We start from the raw sequence: 16,906 nt of genomic DNA on the forward strand, positions 1-16,906 counted from the left end.
GTCAGGCCGGAGCGTTCTCTGGCTCTGCCACCTTGCAGCTGATCACGTGGGTACAGACCGACGGTACCACCAGCAACGTCAGTACCGTAGAGGCCAGCAGGCCCGAGATAATGGCCCAGGCCATTGGCGGCCACAGGGTGGAGCTGGAGAACGCCAACGGCAACAAACCCGCAACGGTGGTCGCAGTGGTCAGCAGGATGGGCCGTGTGCGCTGCTCCACCGCCTTACGAACCGCATCCCGAATGTCATCCCCCTTCTCCAACTGTCGATCCATCACATCCAGCAGTACGATCGCATTGTTCACCACTATTCCCACCAGGGCGATGACGCCCAGCAGCGACTGGAAACCAAACGGCGAGCCGGAGAACACCAACCCCGGGAAGATACCCACGGTGGCCAGTGGCACGGTCAGCAGGATAATGCCGACACGCCGGAAGGAATTGAACTGAATAAGCAGGAAGAACAGCAGCAACAGCACACCAATAGGCGCCGTGGTCAGCAAGGCGTTGTTGGCATCGCCGGAACCCTCGGCGTCACCGCCCATGTCCAGCCGGGTACCCGGGGGCAAGGGATTTTCTGCAAGCCTTGTTTCCAACCCTTCCAGGACCTGACTGAAGCTGTAACCTGCCATCAGGTTCGACCAGACGGTGTTCATTCGGGTGCCATTGCGTTGGAACAGGGCCGCCGATTGCCAGGACGTTTCCACCGAGGCAATAGCGGAGAGAGGCACAGCGTCACCCCGATCGTTGTAGATATTCACCGACAACAAGCGTGGCAATGACAGGCTGGTGCCCTCCCGGGAGCGCAACACCAGGGGAATCGGGTCCTCCTCCTGGCGATACTGTTCAGCCACCACACCAAAGCTCTGACCATAGAGGCTCTGGGCCACATCGGCACGGTTCAGGCCGTAGCGGGCCGCGCTGGCATCGTCCACATTGATGGCAATGCTCGGCACGCCGATGTCCAGGTTGTGACGCACATCTACTGTGCCCTTAACACTGCGTAGCGCCGAGAACACCTGATCCACGGCACGCGCGCGGGTGTCGTCGCTGGCATGATAAACCCGCACTTCCACCGGCGCTGCCCGTGGCGGCCCCTGCCCCAGTATTCCCGCCGTTAGCTGCAACTCCGGCATTTCGTGCCCGGCGTAGTCGCGAATCCACTGTACCAGGCCGGTGGTGTCTTCCAGGGTGGGCGTTGATACCACGATTCGCCCGCGGTTCGGCGCCTGGGGCTCGCGCTGCAGATTGTAATAGAAACTGGGGCCGGTAGAACCAACAAACCGATGCACCTCCAGGGCCTCCGGTCGGGTGCGGATCGCACGCTCAAGATCGGCCGCCACACTGGACGTGCGCTCCTGGTCCGTGCCTTCGGGCATGTAAAGCTCAACCACCACCTGGGGACGATCCGCGTTGGGGAAAAACTGCTGTTTCATGAATGGCGTGAGTGACAGGCTGAACACCACCAGCGCCGTACCCGCAAGGATCAAAGTGCCCGGACGCCTCGCCACCAGGGCGCCGAGAAAACGGGAAAGCCCAACCAGCTTGTCTTCGCGCGTGTCTGCCTTGCGGGGTTTCAGGAAGCGGGCCGCCAGCAGTGGTACGGCGGACACAGCCAGCAGGTAACTGACGGAGAGGGTGAGCATGATCATCACCGGCACACCACGGGTGAAATCCGCCGTCCCACCCTTGGACAGCAACAACGGCATGAACGCCGCAATGGTAGTACCCGTGGAGGCTCCCAACGGCCCCGCCAGCTCTTTCACAGATTGCTTCAGGGCGTCCAACCGTCGCATGCCGTCATCCAGGTATCCCTGAATGCTCTCGACAATCACAATGGCATTGTCGATCAGGATACCGAGGGAAATCACCATGCCGATGACAGCAATCTGGTGCAGTACACCACCCCCCAAGTCATAAAGGCCGATACTGATCAACGCCACCATCGGCAGGATCGACGCCACCAGCAGCCCCATGCGGATGCCCATACCGGTGAACACCACGGCCACAATGATGATAACGGACATCACCAGGCTCCAGGCCAGGTTGTCGAGCCGCTCTTCCACCTTATCGGGCTGGAAGAACATCTCGCGGATTTCATAGGGAGCGAACTCGTCACGGATCGTCGATAGCCGTTCCCGCACACGTTCGCCAAACCGAATGGCGTCGGTACTGCCCTCCTCCATGATCATGGAAACCAGCACTACCCGTTCACCGTCGTACCAGGCTTCCGGTTGCCGGGGCTCCGCTGGGCCACGCCAGACTTCAGCAGCCGCGGCGAGGGGCACCTGGGAGCCGTCCGGCAGTTCAATGGGCGTCGCGCGAATGGCATCCACACTGGTGAATTCGCTGTTTGGCAACACCGACAGACGACGACCGTCGGCGATAACAAAACCGCCCGGCGTGGTCTGGTTGCGGCGCGCCAACGTGTCCAGCACGCGTGCGGGGGAAATGCCCAGCCGGTACATGGCTGCGTCGTCCAGCGCCAGGGTGATCTGTTCGTCCGCGTCACCCTCCAGTTCAATACGGGACACGCCGGAAATGTCCGCCAGATTCTGTTTCAGGCGCTCCGCCACGTCGCTCAGTTCGGTAACCGAACCAGAACCGCTGACCGCAAGAATAATGGCAGGAATATCAATCAGGCGGTCGTCCAGAACCATCTGGCCAACGTCATCCGGGAAATCCAGGCGCGCCCGGTCCATGGCCTGGCGGACACGGTCCCAGGCGGAATCGGTATCGTAGATGGTGTCGTTCAGGCGCACGTTGAAAATCGCCACACCGGTGCGGGCAGTGGCCTGGGTGTAATCAACCTCCTCCACCTGGCGCAACTCGTCCGACAATGGCTGCAGCACCAGCCGCTCAACGGCTTCGGCGCTGGCGCCTGGGTAGTTGATGCTAATCAGACCGGCGCGATAGGGAAATGAAGGGTCTTCCTGGCGCGGCATGGTGCTGTAGGCCGCAATCCCCAGGAGGCACAGCATGGTCACCACCATGCCCAGCAAGCGTTGAAAGTTCAGCAGGCGCAGTGACATCAGCGCACCTCCACGGCATCACCGTCAGAAATACGGGTCATGCCGGCAAAGACCACCTGATCACCAGCGCTAAGATTGGTGGCATCCACCACCACACGCTCACCGATGATCCGCTGCACCGTCACCGGCACACGGCGGGCAACGCCATCGGAAATGCGGAACACGCTGGCGCCTCCGTTGGATTTCATCACCGACAACAACGGCACCGTCGTGGCCACGGTTTCACGGGGTGTAATACCCACTTCCACCGGCTCCCCGGGTTCGAGGGTATCTGCCGGCAGGCTGACCAATACCGGATGGAGCTCGCCGCGAACACCTCCGGGCTGGGCAATTTCCACAATGGAGCCGGTGACTGGCGCACGGTTACGATCCTGCACCGACCAGACCGGCAGCAATTGCGACAGCGACACATGGTTGAGCATGTACGCCGGTACCCGCACTTCCACTTCGCGCCCCTCCGGGGACGACAGGCGCATCACCGGCTGGCCGGAGGCCACAAACTCATCCCGTTCCACCAGCAAGGCTTCAACCCGGCCGTCGAACGGCGCCCTCAGTTCACTCTCTCGCAGTAACCGTGTGGCCTCGGCAAGAGATGCTTCGGCCGTTGCCATACTGGCTTTCAGGCTGTCCCGCCGGGAAGCCAGTTGTTCAAGCCCCTGCTCCGAAACGACCCCGCGCTCGTGCAGTTGGCGGGAGCGTTCCCATTCCCGTTTGGCCTGATCATATTGGGTTCTGAGTTCGTCCAGCCGGGCGGCTGCGGAATCCCGCGCCGGTTCCAGTGCGGGGTTATATACCCGCGCCAGCAGGTCACCGGTCTTGACGGTCTGCCCCAGTTCAACCGCGCGCTCTCGAAGGGTGCCACTCACCTGGAACGTCAGCGTTGCCCGCTGGGCCGCCCGGACGATACCGGAAAAGCGCAGCGAAACGCCCTCCGTCTGGCCGCCCGTCACCTCGGCAGCACGCACTGTTACCGGGGCAGCACCCTGTTCAGGCGCCGGTTCACTGGATTTACAGGCGCTGACAAGGAGGCTTGCAGCGGCCAGGAGGGAAACGATGGCGGAGCGCCGGGCGATGTTCATTGAGAAGTCCTCTCTTCCATGGTCACGGTGTTTTTCATCATCCATCCGATGGACAAAAGTTCATTATCCGACATAATGTCATTCTTTGACAATTTGTCAATAATCGGATTTTATCTCTAACCATGTATCATGAGAGCGCAGTCTCAATTATCCGGAATCCCCTATGAGTGAGCCGTTAAAAACCCGTAGAGAGAAAGAGAAGCAAGCCAGATACGATGCCATCCTGGATGCTGCGGAGCTGGTGTTTTCGGAGAAGGGTTACGAACGCACATCGATGGACGACATTGCGCGCACGGCGGCGCTTAGTCGCGCATTGTTGTACGTCTATTTCAAGGATAAGGCGGCGATCCAGCGCGGCATCATGCTGCGTGCCGGCCACAGCCTCTGCCGTCGCTTCGAGGAGGCCCGCCAGACAGCTGATACCGGGCTGGCTCAGATCTCCGCCATGGGGGTGGCCTATTACAACTTTTATCGCGAGCAGCCGGATTACTTCTCTGCACTGACAACCGCCTCCACGGCGATGGCAGAGGCCGATGATGAGTTGGCAGGCGAGATGTTTGGCTGCAAGGCGGAAACCATGGAGCTGATGGTCGGTGCGATACACCTGGGACTGGAAGACGGCACCATGAACCGGGACCGCATCCATGATCCTGTCGAGACTGCGCTTTATCTGCGCGGTGCCCTCCACGGCGTCATCATGCTATGCCAGAGCGAAATGACTGAGAGTGGCCTGGAGAACAACTTTTCCGCGGAATCACTGATCCGTCATACTATGGAGATGCTGACGTCCTCTATCTCGTCCTGAGAAAAGAGGACGATAACCGGATTAGAGCTGAAAATCGTAGATAGACCCAAGCCCAAGAATCCCGGTCAACTCATCCAGAGCCTTACGGACTTCGTCAAGCAGCATCGGGTCGCCCAGATCCTCCTGCGACAACTCCTCCCGGTAATGCGCCTCGACCCAGGTAGTCAGGCGTTCATACAGGGAGTCGGTTAGCAATACGCCGTGGTGCATGGCCTTGAGTTCGTCGTCGTTCAGTACCACCCGCAAACGCAAACATGCCGGGCCGCCACCGTTGCGCATGGACTGTTTGACGTCGAAAACCTCCACCGACGTAATCGGCCCCGAGTCGTTCACCAACTCGTCCAGATAGCGGCTGACCGACGCAATTTCACGGCATTCACCCGGCACCGCCAGCATCATGCCATCGGGCGTATTCAGCAACTGACTGTTGAACAGGTAGGAGGCCACAGCGTCCTCCAGCGGCACCTGCTCACTGGTGACACGCACGGCTTCCAGTTCTGCACCTGTCAGGCGCGAGCGGATATCAGCCAGCACGGTTTCTTCATCCAGAAACGCCAGCTCATGGTAGAACAGAGCGTTGCCATTACCGACGGCGATAACGTCGTTATGAAACACTCCGGCATCAATTGCCGCCGGGTTCTGCTGGGCAAACACCACATGACTGTCTTTCAGGCCATGCAGGCGGGCGATAGCCTGGGAGGCTTCCAGGGTTTGCCGTGCGGGATACAGCTTCGGGGCCGGAGCCTGTTCGTTGAAGGCGATCTGGCCGTATACGAACAGTTCAACGCCCGGCTCACCATACCCGCCGCACAGACGGGTGTGGTTGGCGGCGCCTTCATCACCAAACTGGCTGACCGACGGCAGCGCCGGATGGTGGGCAAACCAGGCGTCGTCCGCGAAGATGGATTTCAGTGCCCGGCCGGTGACCACATGCTCAATAGAGCGATGGAACTTGGCGCTCAGGTTTGCCGGCGTAAAATGCACGCGGTGATCGGAGGTATCCGCACTCGGCGACACCGTAGCGGCGTTGGCCGTCCACATGGTAGACGCCGACGAGGCAGCAGCCAGGATGGACGGGCTCTGTTTGGCGGCCGCGCTGAGAACGTCGCGGTCCGAACCGGTAAACCCCAATGCCCGCAAGGTCGGAATATGCGGGCGTTCATGGGGTGGCAGAACACCCTGGACAAAACCGCGATCCGCCAGACGCTTCATTTTCGCCAGCCCCTGCAGGGCGGCCTCCTTCGGATTGGACATCGAGCGAACGTTGGACTTGGACGCCACATTGCCCCATGACAGCCCGGCATAGTTATGGGTAGGCCCTACCAGGCCATCAAAATTGGCTTCTACTGCATGCTTGGCCATGACTCGTCTTCCGTCAGTCGAAATTTAACCCGGGTGCCAGGCTGTCCGGCACTTCGCTCTTCTTCGCCTCCAGCGAGGCCATCGGCCAGGCACAGTAATCGGCAGCGTAGTAGGCACTGGGGCGATGGTTGCCACTGGCCCCGACACCACCGAACGGCGCGGCACTGCTGGCGCCCGTCAACGGCCGGTTCCAGTTGACGATGCCCGCGCGCACTTCGTCCGTCAGTCGCTCGTAGAGTTTGTGGTCATCGGTCAGGATGCCCGCCGAGAGTCCATAGCGGGTGTTGTTCGCAAGCTCCAGGGCCTCATCAAAGCTCTTGTAGCGGTATACCGTCAGCAACGGGCCGAAGAATTCCTCATCCACCAGGTCCAGGCCGGTTGCGTCCACAATGCCCGGTGACAACAGGCCGGTGCCTTCCCGCAGACTCTGCATCTCCAGTAGCAGTTGCCCACCCTTCGTCACCAGGCTGTTCTGGGCCGCCAACAGCTTGTCGGCCGCTTCTTTCGAAATTACCGCCCCCATGAACGGTTGCGGCTCCGCATCGAAATCGCCCACGGTGATGCGGCTGACCACTTCAACAAAGCGCTCCAGGAACTGGTCGCCCTTGGTACCCTTTGGTACCAGTAAACGACGTGCGCAGGTGCAACGCTGACCCGCCGACAGGAAGGCGGACTGGAGGGCGTGATGCACCGCGCCATCCAGGTCATGCACATTCTGGACGATCAGTGGATTGTTGCCGCCCATCTCCAGCGCCAGGATCTTCTCGGGCTGACCACCAAACTGCTTGTGCAGCAGGTGCCCTACCGTGGAACTGCCGGTGAAGAACAGCCCATCAACGCCCGGATGCGACGACAGGGATTTACCGGTCGGCATTGCCCCCTGCACAAGATTGATGACGCCGGAAGGAAGGCCGGCCTTTTCCCAAAGTTTCACGGTCAGCTCGGCGACACCGGGGGTCAGTTCACTGGGTTTGAACACCACGGTGTTGCCCGCCAGCAACGCCGGCACGATATGCCCGTTGGGCAGATGCCCGGGAAAATTATAGGGGCCGAACACCGCCACCACGCCATGGGGGCGATGCCGTAATACAGCATGGCCGCCAGCAACGTCGGATTCGGAGTGGCCGGTGCGGTCGTGATAGGCGGCAACGGAGATTCCGATCTTGCCTATCATCGCTGCCACTTCGGTGCGGGATTCCCACAGGGGCTTTCCGGTTTCCGAGCCGATCTGGTGCGCAAGTTCTTCCTTGTGTTCCTCCAACAGCGTGCCAAATTTTTCCACCAGGGCCTGGCGCTCACTGAACGGACGCTTGCGCCAGTGGACAAACGCTGAGCGGGCTTCGCGCACGGCGGCGTCCACGTCTTCGATGCTGGCGCTGACGCCATCCCAGACCGTCTCTCCGGTGACCGGCTGGAGGGATTCGAAAAAGTCGCCATGGCCTTCCAGCCAGAGTCCATCAATAAAGAGTTGACCTGTCAGGTTTGCCATTGTCATTACCTCCTTCCGGTATCTTTCAAAGGGGCCAGCCGCACGAGGTCTCCGGATTCAACTTCCAGCGCCTCGGCCACATCGGCCGGAATACTGACAGTATCGAGTCCTATGCACTCGGCCGGTATGGTGGTTACCCGAAAGTCCCGGAACGAGCGGTTGGATATCATTACCTGTTGCTCCGCCGGGACATCCGTCACCAGCGGTTTCTTGCGGATCATAACGTGGCGGTTTATACCTTCGCGCACGGTACGAATACTGTGAATAAAAGCCTCAACCGCCGGGCCACCATCGAAGATGTCCACCATGCCATTGAAGTTGAAGCCTTCCGCCTGCAGCATTTTCAGCGCCGGCGCGGTGTTTTCATGCACGCGACCAATCACGGCCCGTGCAGCGTCCGGTAACATCGGCAGGTAGATGGGGTATTTGGGCATCAGTTCAGCAATGAACGATTTATTGCCAAGGCCCGACAACATGTCCGCCTCACTAAATTCCATGTCAAAAAACTTGCTCCCAAGAGCATCCCACAGCGGGCTCTGGCCGTTGCTGTCAGACACTCCCCGCATTTCAGCGAAGACTTTCTCGGAGAAATGCGAGCGGAAGTCGTCCAGGAACATGAACCGGCAACGGGACAACAACAGGCCAGTGCCACCGCCCCGATGGGAGCTCGAAAGCAGCAGAGAGCACACCTCGGTGGTACCGGTCATGTCATTGGACAAGTGCAGCGTCGGGGTGCGCACATGCACGTCGAGCTCGCGGGAGGCATTCACCGTCACACTCAGCCGATAATTATAGAACACTTCATCCAGGCCCACGCGTGCCTGAATGCCACTGATGCCCACACACCGCTTGAGCTCCGTATCCTCCAGCGCGAACAGATACAGTCCGGCCTCTGGCGCGCAGCGCTGGTTGAAGGTCTCCCGGGCATGGTCGATTTTCCGTGCCAGCAGAGCCCTATCCGCGGGCAGCGTTGTTAATCCCTTTCCAGCGCCCTGTGCCATGGCATACAGGGCATCCAGATCATTCTCCTGCAAGGGTCGGATTACCAGCATTCCGGCCTCCTGTCTGTGGTTGCCCTGTTCATAGTGGCGTCACCCTTACCGTGTCACCGGCGCTCCGGCCCAGACTCTCCCAGGTTTTCGGCGGCACTTTCACTTCGTCCTTGAGGCTCTCGGTGATGGGCGTCAGCGTGCTGCGGAAATCGCTGCCCTCACCACCGGATATCAGGCAGGTTTCGCCGTCGTCGGTATGCGCGGCGTGCAGGACTTTCGGATGGCTGGTAACAACGGACTTGAGCGCATCGGTGCGGGCTTCGAGTACCGGCCCGGCATCGAAAATATCGAGATAGCAACCAGCCCGGAACCCTTCACGCTGGAGCAGTTCGTAGGTCGCACGGGTTTGTGAGTGGGGTTGCCCAAGCGCCTCCCGGGCAGCGTCACTCAACAGCGTGACGTAGATCGGGTTGGGTGGCATCAGCTCCGCAATGAACGTCTTGCTCAACAACCCGGAGTATTGGTCCGCGGTTTCAAAATCCATATTAAAGAAATGCCGCCCCAGACTGTCCCAGAACGGCACCTCGCCGTCTTGCGTCTGGACACCCTGGATTTCCACAACCACCTTATCCGTGAACAGCGAGCGATGGCTGGCGATAAACAGCATCCTGGCGCGGGACAGCAGCTCGAAGGCGTCAGTAGCACGCAGCTCCGACCTGATCGCGAAGGAGCACAACAGCGTGTGGTCGGTCAGGGCATGGGATGGGTACAGAACCTCCACCCGGCGCGAAACGCCCAGCTCATGGGAGGCATGGATAAGTGCGTCCTGACGGTAATTGTAGAATGGCTGCCCATTACCCGCCCGAGCATCGATACCCGATACGCCCTGCACCTTACCTGCACGGGTGTCTTCCAGCACGAACAGGAACCGCTTGGGTTCGTCGGGTTTATTTGTGCCGGCAAAGGAGCGAGTGGATTGTTCAATCTTGGTGGACAGTGCGTCCTGTTTTTTGGGCAGGGTGGATGACATCCGAGGGCCCTGGCCCCCGGCAATGTCGAGTATGTCGTTCAGGTCACCCGGCTGAGCCGGACGTACCAACCACATAGGCGGCTCCCGTATTCATGCTTGTGGTTAATATCGTGGGTTAACGTCTGCTACTTACCACAAACCTTTTTCACACCAGCCTCAAACCGGGCCAGCGCTTCATCAATATCAGGCTCTGGAATGATCAGTGACGGCGCAAGCCGCACGACATTCGGGCCGGCAATCAACACCATCACGCCCTCGTTCAGGCCGGCATTGAGAAATTCCTTCGCCTTGCCTTTCCACTCTTCCGTCAGTACACAGCCGAGCAGCAAGCCAGAGCCACGAACCTCACTGAAGATGCCATAGCGCTCACCAATGTCCATCATCCGCTTCCGCAGGCGCTCCGAACGCGCCCCGACGCCCTTGAGGATGTCTGGCTGGCTCACCGTATCAATCACCCGTTGGGCAACAGCACAGGCCAGGGCGTTCCCGCCATAAGTGCTGCCATGGGTACCGATACCCAGGCTTTTCGCCACCTTTTCTGTGGTCAGCATCGCCGCCACCGGGAAGCCACCACCAAGCCCCTTGGCCGTGGACAGGATGTCCGGCGTTACACCATACATCTGGTAGGCATAGAGGTGTCCGGTGCGGCCAACGCCGGACTGGACTTCGTCGAACACCAACAAGGCATCGTTTTCGTCACAGAGTTGGCGCAGGCCCTTAAGAAATTCCGGATCGCCGGGCATGACGCCACCTTCACCCTGAATAGGCTCTACTACCACTGCACAGGTCTTGTCCTTGGAGATCAATTTCCGGACCGACTCCAGATCGTTGAAATCGGCGTGATGAATGCCGCCTGGCGCAGGCTCAAAACCTTCAAGGTACTTGGGCTGGCCACCGACGCTGACCGTAAACAGGGTGCGGCCGTGGAACGAGCTCTTGAAGGAGATGATTTCATTCTTTTCCGGGCCGAAATGTTCCCAGGCGTAACGCCGGGCCAGCTTGAACGCGGCCTCGTTGGCCTCGCCACCGGAATTGGCAAAGAACACACGTTCGGCAAAGGTCAGATCACACAGGGTCTTGGCCAACCGCAGGGCAGGCTCGTTTGTCATGACATTAGACAGGTGCCAGATTTTTTCGGCCTGCTCCATCAAAGCACCAACAAGGCCGGGATGATTATGCCCGAGGCAGGTCACCGCAATGCCGCCCGCCAAGTCGATGTATTCCTTACCCTCCTGATCCCATACGTGGGAGCCTTCACCCTTGACGGGAATCACAGACCCAGGTGCATAGTTGGGGACCATTACCTCATCGAACAACTCACGGCTGACAGGTTCTCTGTTCATCGGTGTCTCTCAAACAAAACATGAAAAGGTACATTTAATCATACGCCACTCAGGGCATGAGCACATCCGTTGCACTCACCATTCCTTCCCGGCCGGTTTACTGCATACAAGACTCACTGTCACTTGGTGGAACACTGGGACGCAAGTGCTATCGTCGCTAAACAATCGGGCTACGCTAAACAGACGCCGGCTTTCATTCAAGACTACAAATGACGACATCAATGCTGAAAAGCGTATTCAGTTTCGTTTCAGCAACTTCGCCTAACATACCATTAGGTGTGAAACGCAAGAGCTTGCATATGATCCAATGAACGAACTGTTAACCTAATGATTTGAGCTCTCCGTTTTTCAGTTAAGCCAGCAAAGACAGGAGCAAAGCATGAGCTTGAAAAATCAGGGTATGGGACTGTCCAGAAGGCGACTTATCCAAAGCGCGGCTGCAATGGGTTTTCTTGCCGGCTACGACAGCCTTTTGCCTGCGTTTGCAAGAGGCAAACTCGATAACTCTAACGCTCACCACACCGTGCGTAATGGCGCTGACATCTACGACCTGACCGTCGCGAGAACACCTCTCAAGATAGGGGGCAGAGTCTCGGAACAGCCCATCACCATCAACGGCACTCTGCCAGCGCCTCTGGTGCGCCTCAAACAGGGGCGCGAGGCAATCTTGCGTGTCACCAATACGCTACCGGAGGCAACATCCATTCACTGGCATGGTCTGATTCTGCCGTACCAGATGGACGGCGTTCCTGGCGTCAGCTTTCCCGGCATCATGCCCGGCGAAACGTTTGAGTACCGTTTTCCGGTCGAACAGCACGGCACCTACTGGTACCACAGCCACTCTGGCCTTCAGGAACAGCTGGGCCATTATGGGCCGATTATCATTGATCCTGCCGAGCCGGAATCGGTGGCCTACGATCGCGAATACGTTGTGGTCCTCTCCGACTGGACCTTTGATTCTCCCGACGACGTGTTCCGCAATCTGAAAGTGGCGGAGGGCTACTACAACTACAACCAGCGCACCGTTGGCGACTTCTTCAAGGATGTCGAAACCATGGGCTGGGATGCCGCGTGGAGCAAAGCCGGCATGTGGGGCAGAATGCGAATGAGTCCCCGGGATATCCTGGATGTAACCGGTTCTGAATATACCTACCTGATGAACGGGTCGCCGTCCGCCGGCAACTGGACCGGGCTGTTCCGTCCCGGCGAGAAAATTCGCCTGAGATTCATCAACGCCTCGGCGATGACCTTCTTCGATGTCCGTATCCCGGGACTCCCGATGACGGTTATTTCCGCTGACGGCCAGCCAGTGCAGCCCGTAGAAACGGATGAATTTCGCATTGGCGTGGCGGAAACCTACGACGTGATCGTACAGCCAACCGACACGGCCCATACCGTGTTTGCCCAGTCACAGGATCGGTCGGGGTATGTGCGCGGAACGTTGGCCACCCGCAAGGGAATAGAGGCGCCAGTGCCGCCCATGTATCCGCGAACCGAGCGCGGTATGGCCGCCATGGGCATGGGCGCGATGAGCATGGGCGCCATGGGCAAGGACGGCGATATGAACATGGACAGCGGCATGGACATGGGTGGCAAGATGGCGATGATGTCGGGCAGCAACGACAAAGCCCATGGCAAAATGATGATGGATGGCGCCGAATCGGGAATGAACAAGATGAGCTCGGACAAAGCAACGATGAATGAGGTCCCGACGGCGGGTCGGCCGATATCCCATGGCCCTGACAATCACGGTCCCGGGGCGGCCATGGTGGCTTCCAGCCCGCAGTCACGCCTGGATGACCCCGGTGTGGGCTTTGAAACAGCCAATCATCGGGTGCTGACTTATTCCCAGCTGCAGAGCATTGATGGCTGGCCTGACAAGCGCCCGGCCGAACGCGAAGTGGAACTGCACCTTACCGGCAATATGGAACGTTACATGTGGTCGTTCGACGGCAAAAAGTTCTCTGAAGTCGATGGCCCGGTCAAGTTCTACCATGGCGAGCGCCTGCGATTGATCCTCGTCAACGACTCAATGATGGATCACCCCATTCACCTGCATGGCATGTGGATGGAACTGGAAACCGGTGCGGGTGAGTATCGTCCACGCAAACACACGATTTCCGTAAAACCCGGCGAGCGTGTATCCGCGCTGATTACGGCGGATGCACCGGGTGACTGGGCTTTCCATTGCCACCTGCTGTACCACATGGACGCAGGCATGTTTCGTGTCGTGTCGGTCGTTTAACGGGATAGGGGATGAGCATTATGATGAATCGCATCAAGTGGATTGTGGGCGCCTCAGCCCTCACGATTGCCTCGGGAGCCGGCGCCGCTGGTACTGGCGTTCAGGCCGAACCGGACTGGACACTGCCAATACATGACAACCAGGTGTTTGGCCAGGTTCTGTTTGACCGGCTGGAATACCAGCGTGACGGCAACAACGAAATGGCCCTGTGGGATGCCCAGGGATGGATTGGCAAAGATCGCAATCGGCTCTGGGTCGAAACGGAAGGTGAGACCGATCTATCCAGCGAAAGCGGCGACATCGAAAACTTTGATGTGCAGTACAGCTATCGCTTCGCTCGCTTCTGGGACATACAGACAGGATTGGGGGCCCAGACCACATTTGGCCCAAGCCCTAATAAGGAGCGCTATTCGGCCATTGTTGGATTGCAGGGACTTGCCCCCTACTGGTTTGAGGTAGACACAAATCTCCGAGTCACCGACGACGGTGACGTGTCATACGATCTTGAAGCCGAGTACGACTGGCTGCTGACCCAAAGGCTCATTTTGCAGGGCCGCGGCGAAACGCTCGTCGCCTTCAGCGATGTCGAGGAATGGGGCGTCGGTAGTGGCATCAACAATGTGGGCCTGGGGCTCCGCCTGAGATACCACTTTTCGAGGGAGTTTGCACCCTACGTGGGTGTTTCTTACACCCGCTTTCTCGGCAATACAAAGGACCTTCGTGAGCGCGAGGGAGAAGACGTCGAGTCCTCCAGCTTCGTGGCAGGCGTCCGGTGGTGGTTTTAACACCATAAAGCCCCAATCGGGATAGGGGGGAGCCACTAGGCTCCGCCCCTCCCACACCACCCGGCAAGCGGGTCCGCACCGGGCGGTTCGCGACGTTGAGGTATCACGAGAGACGCGGCACGCCCAACCGATCAAAGTAGGCAATCGTCAGCACGTTGTGAATGGCAGACCGACTGTTATGCCACCAGCGACGGCTCAGGGCCGCCACGGATTCCACAACCCAGGGACTCGCGCCAAGGCGCAGCAGTTCCCGTTCACTTCCGTCCGGTTTCGGGATGCCTACCCGCCGCTCCCTTGTTGGCCTTCACGCGCTTCCATGCCCGTTGCATATTCTCTCGTGCGAATACCTGCTCAAGCAGGCCTCGCCCTGCGCCCTCCGATTCTCGTCGCGGGAGTCCTGTTTCATCGCTGGTCACATCTGGCAAGGCTTCACCTTTCCGCTCCGTGTTGCCACGTTGCCCTTTCAGGCATAAGGCGAGATATCCCCGGGTAAGAACACACTCCTTCACCGCACAACCGCCGGATTTACGCCGCATCGCCTTGGCCACAAGAGCTTCGCGGCTTCTGGCCCGCTCGCCCTGCTCGGCAGTGCCTCATATCCGATTCTTGTTCATCGGCTCACGGTTTACGCTCCACGCTTCCTCTCAACAGTTGCTCGCCCTTCCGCAGTTGCGCTTCACTTCGTTCGCTGTGGCCAGCTTACGGGAGGACTTGCACCTCCAGGAGTGCGCCCCTGCCGGGCGCACAAAAAAAGGGGCAGAGTGTTCTGCCGTCGCCTCTGGTTAACCATCAAAAGACATACTGGACTCTTCCGCGAAGTTCGTCGCCGCCATTGTTATTCGCGTCTTCGCCGTCCATGTAATTTATACCAAGACTGGCCAACTGTAAGGTAAATCGCTTTTGAGCCCTTGATGTCGGACTGCAGCTCATCAATCAGCTTTATGCTTTCAGAGGTGACTGAGCCCAGCACCAGTTTTGCATCGAAGAGAAAAACCAGCCGGCCGGGGTTGTCCTGCGCTGATGTAGGCAAGGACGACACCCTCTACGGATTGAAACCCGATGGCAGAGGCAGAATCCTTCGCGGGGATGTAGCAGTATCGAACGCGGGCTTCGTATCAGCAACCCGCTCGACCTCTCCGGCCTTATCAACCAGTGTTGAAAACAGGTATTTCCGGGAGTCAGCGGATTTCATGGAGATGGCGAGATTGACGCAAGGTTGCCGGAGCTTCCGACCGAAAGCATGATCTGCCCCGGGTTGTTACCGGTACCGGCGTTGGAGATCGCACCATAACCGGCTCCGTCCAGGGCCCGGACGTTCATAACTCCAATGTTTCCAATGTACTCGACACCGAAATAGGTCGCCTGCGCGGTCTGCTGTTGGTTATCGCTATAGGTCAGGATGGGGAAACCCGGCTGTCGTTGCCAAGGTCAGTATCAAATTTCGATGCGTAAACGTCCCTGTCGGGTTCCCCGTTTGCCACGTTCGCAGTCGGCCGGCTCGGGTCGGTAGAGTTTGAAATCAACCCATCGTTAATTGGCATCCAGTAAACATCGTAGCTACCGAACGAAGTCTCGCCGGTGGCAGCGTCTTCTTTGCTGCTGTCCAGATCGAAGTTTCCGAAGTATGTGGGCTGAAACTTGCCCTGGGTGATTATGTCCAGTTTCACTCCCGATGCTGTGGTAACCTCAACAGCCATGGCCGCGGGTACGCCGTTTACAGCGATCAGCGCTCCCAGGCATCCCTAACCAATGCACTTTGGTATTGTTTTCATTATTCCTCCGACGTCTCTGATTTGAGATTTTTTGTAGGTATCGTCGACCAAGCTAACCCAGCGGCAAGTGCTGATAGCAGAGATGGCAGAAAAGTGACAAGCATCTGCCAGAGAAAGGAAAGTTGAGCGGGGCTTCATCACATCATAACAGTCGGCACGGGGCACGGTAGAGTTTTTCACCCCCGAGCCTCATTGCTGCCGGGATTTCCACTGGCGAAACTGTTTCCATTCCAGCCATTTCTGAAATTCCCTGTATTCTTGTGAGTCTGGGTCCATCCGCCTGAAGGCTTCGAAGCTTCTGTAGGTGTCAGAGTCCGGGGCCGCCTTTCCTCCGGCGCGTTGACTGGTCGCACAATCTGAGCAACGACCCGGCAGGATAGAATATCCCTCCCGGGCGCTGTCATCGGGACTGCTGGCAAACAGGCCTGGTCCATCAGGCAGGCGGTCTTCTCCCGGCATCGGCGTCGTGTCAGCGGGTCGGACCACATTAAGTCCGCAGCCCGACAGAGCCACTACCAGCACGGGAATTATCCATAACCGCAGTTTGTGCATATTTTATTCCTGTCCGTTATTCAGGTCAGACCCGTTGGTTAAAAGGCGACCCGGACACCGGCATAGAGCTGGCTGATATCGTTGGCATCGCCCCATCCTTCAGCGGTCTTGACCGACGAAGGCAGGTCAAGCGAATACAGGTGATACGAGGAGAACAAGCGGACCGCGCTCGACCAGTCGTACACGTATGCCAGACCAATCTGGCTTCCCTTGGTTCCCTCAACAATCAGATCTTTGGTCTCGCCATAGTTGACTGCAAAGTGATGAGCGCCAGTCAAGTAGCCTACCTGACCGAATAGGTTGGTCGCATCAAAGCCTTCTTGATTAGCCTGCCCCGCATTGGCTATTGCGTCGGTTTCATCATTACCGTAGGAGACGGTAAAGTTCAGGCCACCGTCCAGCAACAAAGACGCCGAAGCAC

13 protein-coding genes are annotated in these 16,906 nt (G+C 58.6%); 3 read left to right on the top strand and 10 right to left on the bottom strand.

Annotation, left to right across the window (positions count from 1 at the left end; genetic code table 11):
- Window position 1: 1 nt before the first annotated feature.
- Both B2590_RS14985 and B2590_RS14990 read right to left on the bottom strand, forming a co-directional pair.
- On the bottom strand, window positions 2-3,031 hold the full coding sequence (locus B2590_RS14985; RefSeq protein WP_278367421.1) for an efflux RND transporter permease subunit: 3,030 nt from the start codon (window positions 3,029-3,031) through the stop codon (window positions 2-4).
- On the bottom strand, window positions 3,031-4,110 hold the full coding sequence (locus B2590_RS14990) for an efflux RND transporter periplasmic adaptor subunit (RefSeq protein ID WP_085681954.1): 1,080 nt from the start codon (window positions 4,108-4,110) through the stop codon (window positions 3,031-3,033). The genes B2590_RS14985 and B2590_RS14990 overlap by 1 nt, the downstream gene beginning before the upstream one ends.
- Before the next feature lie 163 nt (window positions 4,111-4,273).
- Here B2590_RS14990 and B2590_RS14995 point away from each other — a divergent pair, with 163 nt between their 5' ends.
- A complete protein-coding gene (locus B2590_RS14995; protein ID WP_286811701.1) occupies window positions 4,274-4,915 on the top strand; it encodes a TetR/AcrR family transcriptional regulator in 642 nt (213 codons plus the stop codon).
- A gap of 21 nt (window positions 4,916-4,936) precedes the next feature.
- Here B2590_RS14995 and astB read toward each other — a convergent pair whose 3' ends face one another.
- Genes astB through B2590_RS15020 form a run of 5 tightly spaced genes read right to left on the bottom strand, consistent with a single transcriptional unit; the run spans window position 4,937 to window position 11,131 of the window.
- Window positions 4,937-6,277, bottom strand: a complete 1,341-nt coding sequence (astB, locus tag B2590_RS15000; RefSeq protein ID WP_127401870.1) for an N-succinylarginine dihydrolase — start codon at window positions 6,275-6,277, stop codon at window positions 4,937-4,939.
- Window positions 6,278-6,290: 13 nt separating this feature from the next.
- Window positions 6,291-7,766: a succinylglutamate-semialdehyde dehydrogenase gene (astD, locus tag B2590_RS15005; RefSeq protein WP_041336611.1), complete on the bottom strand. Its 1,476-nt coding sequence runs from the start codon at window positions 7,764-7,766 to the stop codon at window positions 6,291-6,293.
- A 5-nt stretch (window positions 7,767-7,771) separates the two neighbouring features.
- On the bottom strand, window positions 7,772-8,818 hold the full coding sequence (gene astA / locus B2590_RS15010; RefSeq protein ID WP_041333864.1) for an arginine N-succinyltransferase: 1,047 nt from the start codon (window positions 8,816-8,818) through the stop codon (window positions 7,772-7,774).
- Window positions 8,819-8,846: 28 nt separating this feature from the next.
- Window positions 8,847-9,863, bottom strand: coding sequence for an arginine N-succinyltransferase (locus B2590_RS15015; RefSeq protein WP_041333862.1), 1,017 nt, complete (start codon window positions 9,861-9,863; stop codon window positions 8,847-8,849).
- Between the two features lie 50 nt (window positions 9,864-9,913).
- Entirely contained in the window at window positions 9,914-11,131 is a 1,218-nt protein-coding gene (locus B2590_RS15020; RefSeq protein WP_036208689.1) for an aspartate aminotransferase family protein, read from the bottom strand.
- A gap of 379 nt (window positions 11,132-11,510) precedes the next feature.
- On the opposite strand from B2590_RS15020, the gene B2590_RS15025 reads away from it, so the two are divergent.
- Together B2590_RS15025 and B2590_RS15030 are read left to right on the top strand one after the other, a co-directional pair.
- The gene (locus B2590_RS15025) at window positions 11,511-13,376 is read left to right on the top strand and encodes a copper resistance system multicopper oxidase (protein WP_143071176.1); all 1,866 of its coding nucleotides are present in this window, start codon (window positions 11,511-11,513) and stop codon (window positions 13,374-13,376) included.
- 11 nt (window positions 13,377-13,387) lie between these two features.
- On the top strand, window positions 13,388-14,161 hold the full coding sequence (locus tag B2590_RS15030) for a copper resistance protein B (protein ID WP_199448464.1): 774 nt from the start codon (window positions 13,388-13,390) through the stop codon (window positions 14,159-14,161).
- A 1,188-nt stretch (window positions 14,162-15,349) separates the two neighbouring features.
- Here B2590_RS15030 and B2590_RS15035 read toward each other — a convergent pair.
- The 3 genes from B2590_RS15035 to B2590_RS15045 form a co-directional block, all read right to left on the bottom strand.
- Window positions 15,350-15,481, bottom strand: a complete 132-nt coding sequence (locus B2590_RS15035; protein ID WP_264754029.1) for a hypothetical protein — start codon at window positions 15,479-15,481, stop codon at window positions 15,350-15,352.
- A 74-nt stretch (window positions 15,482-15,555) separates the two neighbouring features.
- Window positions 15,556-15,858 carry a hypothetical protein gene (locus B2590_RS15040; protein ID WP_041333854.1) on the bottom strand — a complete coding sequence of 101 codons (303 nt, stop codon included), beginning with the start codon at window positions 15,856-15,858 and terminating at the stop codon, window positions 15,556-15,558.
- A 665-nt stretch (window positions 15,859-16,523) separates the two neighbouring features.
- A partial coding sequence (locus B2590_RS15045) for a porin (protein ID WP_286811808.1) occupies window positions 16,524-16,906 on the bottom strand: 383 nt, incomplete at its 5' end.

Source organism: Marinobacter sp. UBA3604 (genome assembly GCF_002375325.1).
Lineage (GTDB): Bacteria > Pseudomonadota > Gammaproteobacteria > Pseudomonadales > Oleiphilaceae > Marinobacter > Marinobacter salarius.

Excerpts from the sequence above, each read along its gene's own strand:
- B2590_RS14985 (WP_278367421.1), bottom strand. The coding sequence starts at position 3,031 with ATGTCACTGCGCCTGCTGAACTTTCAACGCTTGCTGGGCATGGTGGTG.
- B2590_RS14990 (WP_085681954.1), bottom strand. The coding sequence starts at position 4,110 with ATGAACATCGCCCGGCGCTCCGCCATCGTTTCCCTCCTGGCCGCTGCA.
- B2590_RS14995 (WP_286811701.1), top strand. The coding sequence starts at position 4,274 with ATGAGTGAGCCGTTAAAAACCCGTAGAGAGAAAGAGAAGCAAGCCAGA.
- astB (WP_127401870.1), bottom strand. The coding sequence starts at position 6,277 with ATGGCCAAGCATGCAGTAGAAGCCAATTTTGATGGCCTGGTAGGGCCT.
- astD (WP_041336611.1), bottom strand. The coding sequence starts at position 7,766 with ATGGCAAACCTGACAGGTCAACTCTTTATTGATGGACTCTGGCTGGAA.
- astA (WP_041333864.1), bottom strand. The coding sequence starts at position 8,818 with ATGCTGGTAATCCGACCCTTGCAGGAGAATGATCTGGATGCCCTGTAT.
- B2590_RS15015 (WP_041333862.1), bottom strand. The coding sequence starts at position 9,863 with ATGTGGTTGGTACGTCCGGCTCAGCCGGGTGACCTGAACGACATACTC.
- B2590_RS15020 (WP_036208689.1), bottom strand. The coding sequence starts at position 11,131 with ATGAACAGAGAACCTGTCAGCCGTGAGTTGTTCGATGAGGTAATGGTC.
- B2590_RS15025 (WP_143071176.1), top strand. The coding sequence starts at position 11,511 with ATGAGCTTGAAAAATCAGGGTATGGGACTGTCCAGAAGGCGACTTATC.
- B2590_RS15030 (WP_199448464.1), top strand. The coding sequence starts at position 13,388 with ATGAGCATTATGATGAATCGCATCAAGTGGATTGTGGGCGCCTCAGCC.
- B2590_RS15035 (WP_264754029.1), bottom strand. The coding sequence starts at position 15,481 with ATGAACGTCCGGGCCCTGGACGGAGCCGGTTATGGTGCGATCTCCAAC.
- B2590_RS15040 (WP_041333854.1), bottom strand. The coding sequence starts at position 15,858 with ATGGCTGTTGAGGTTACCACAGCATCGGGAGTGAAACTGGACATAATC.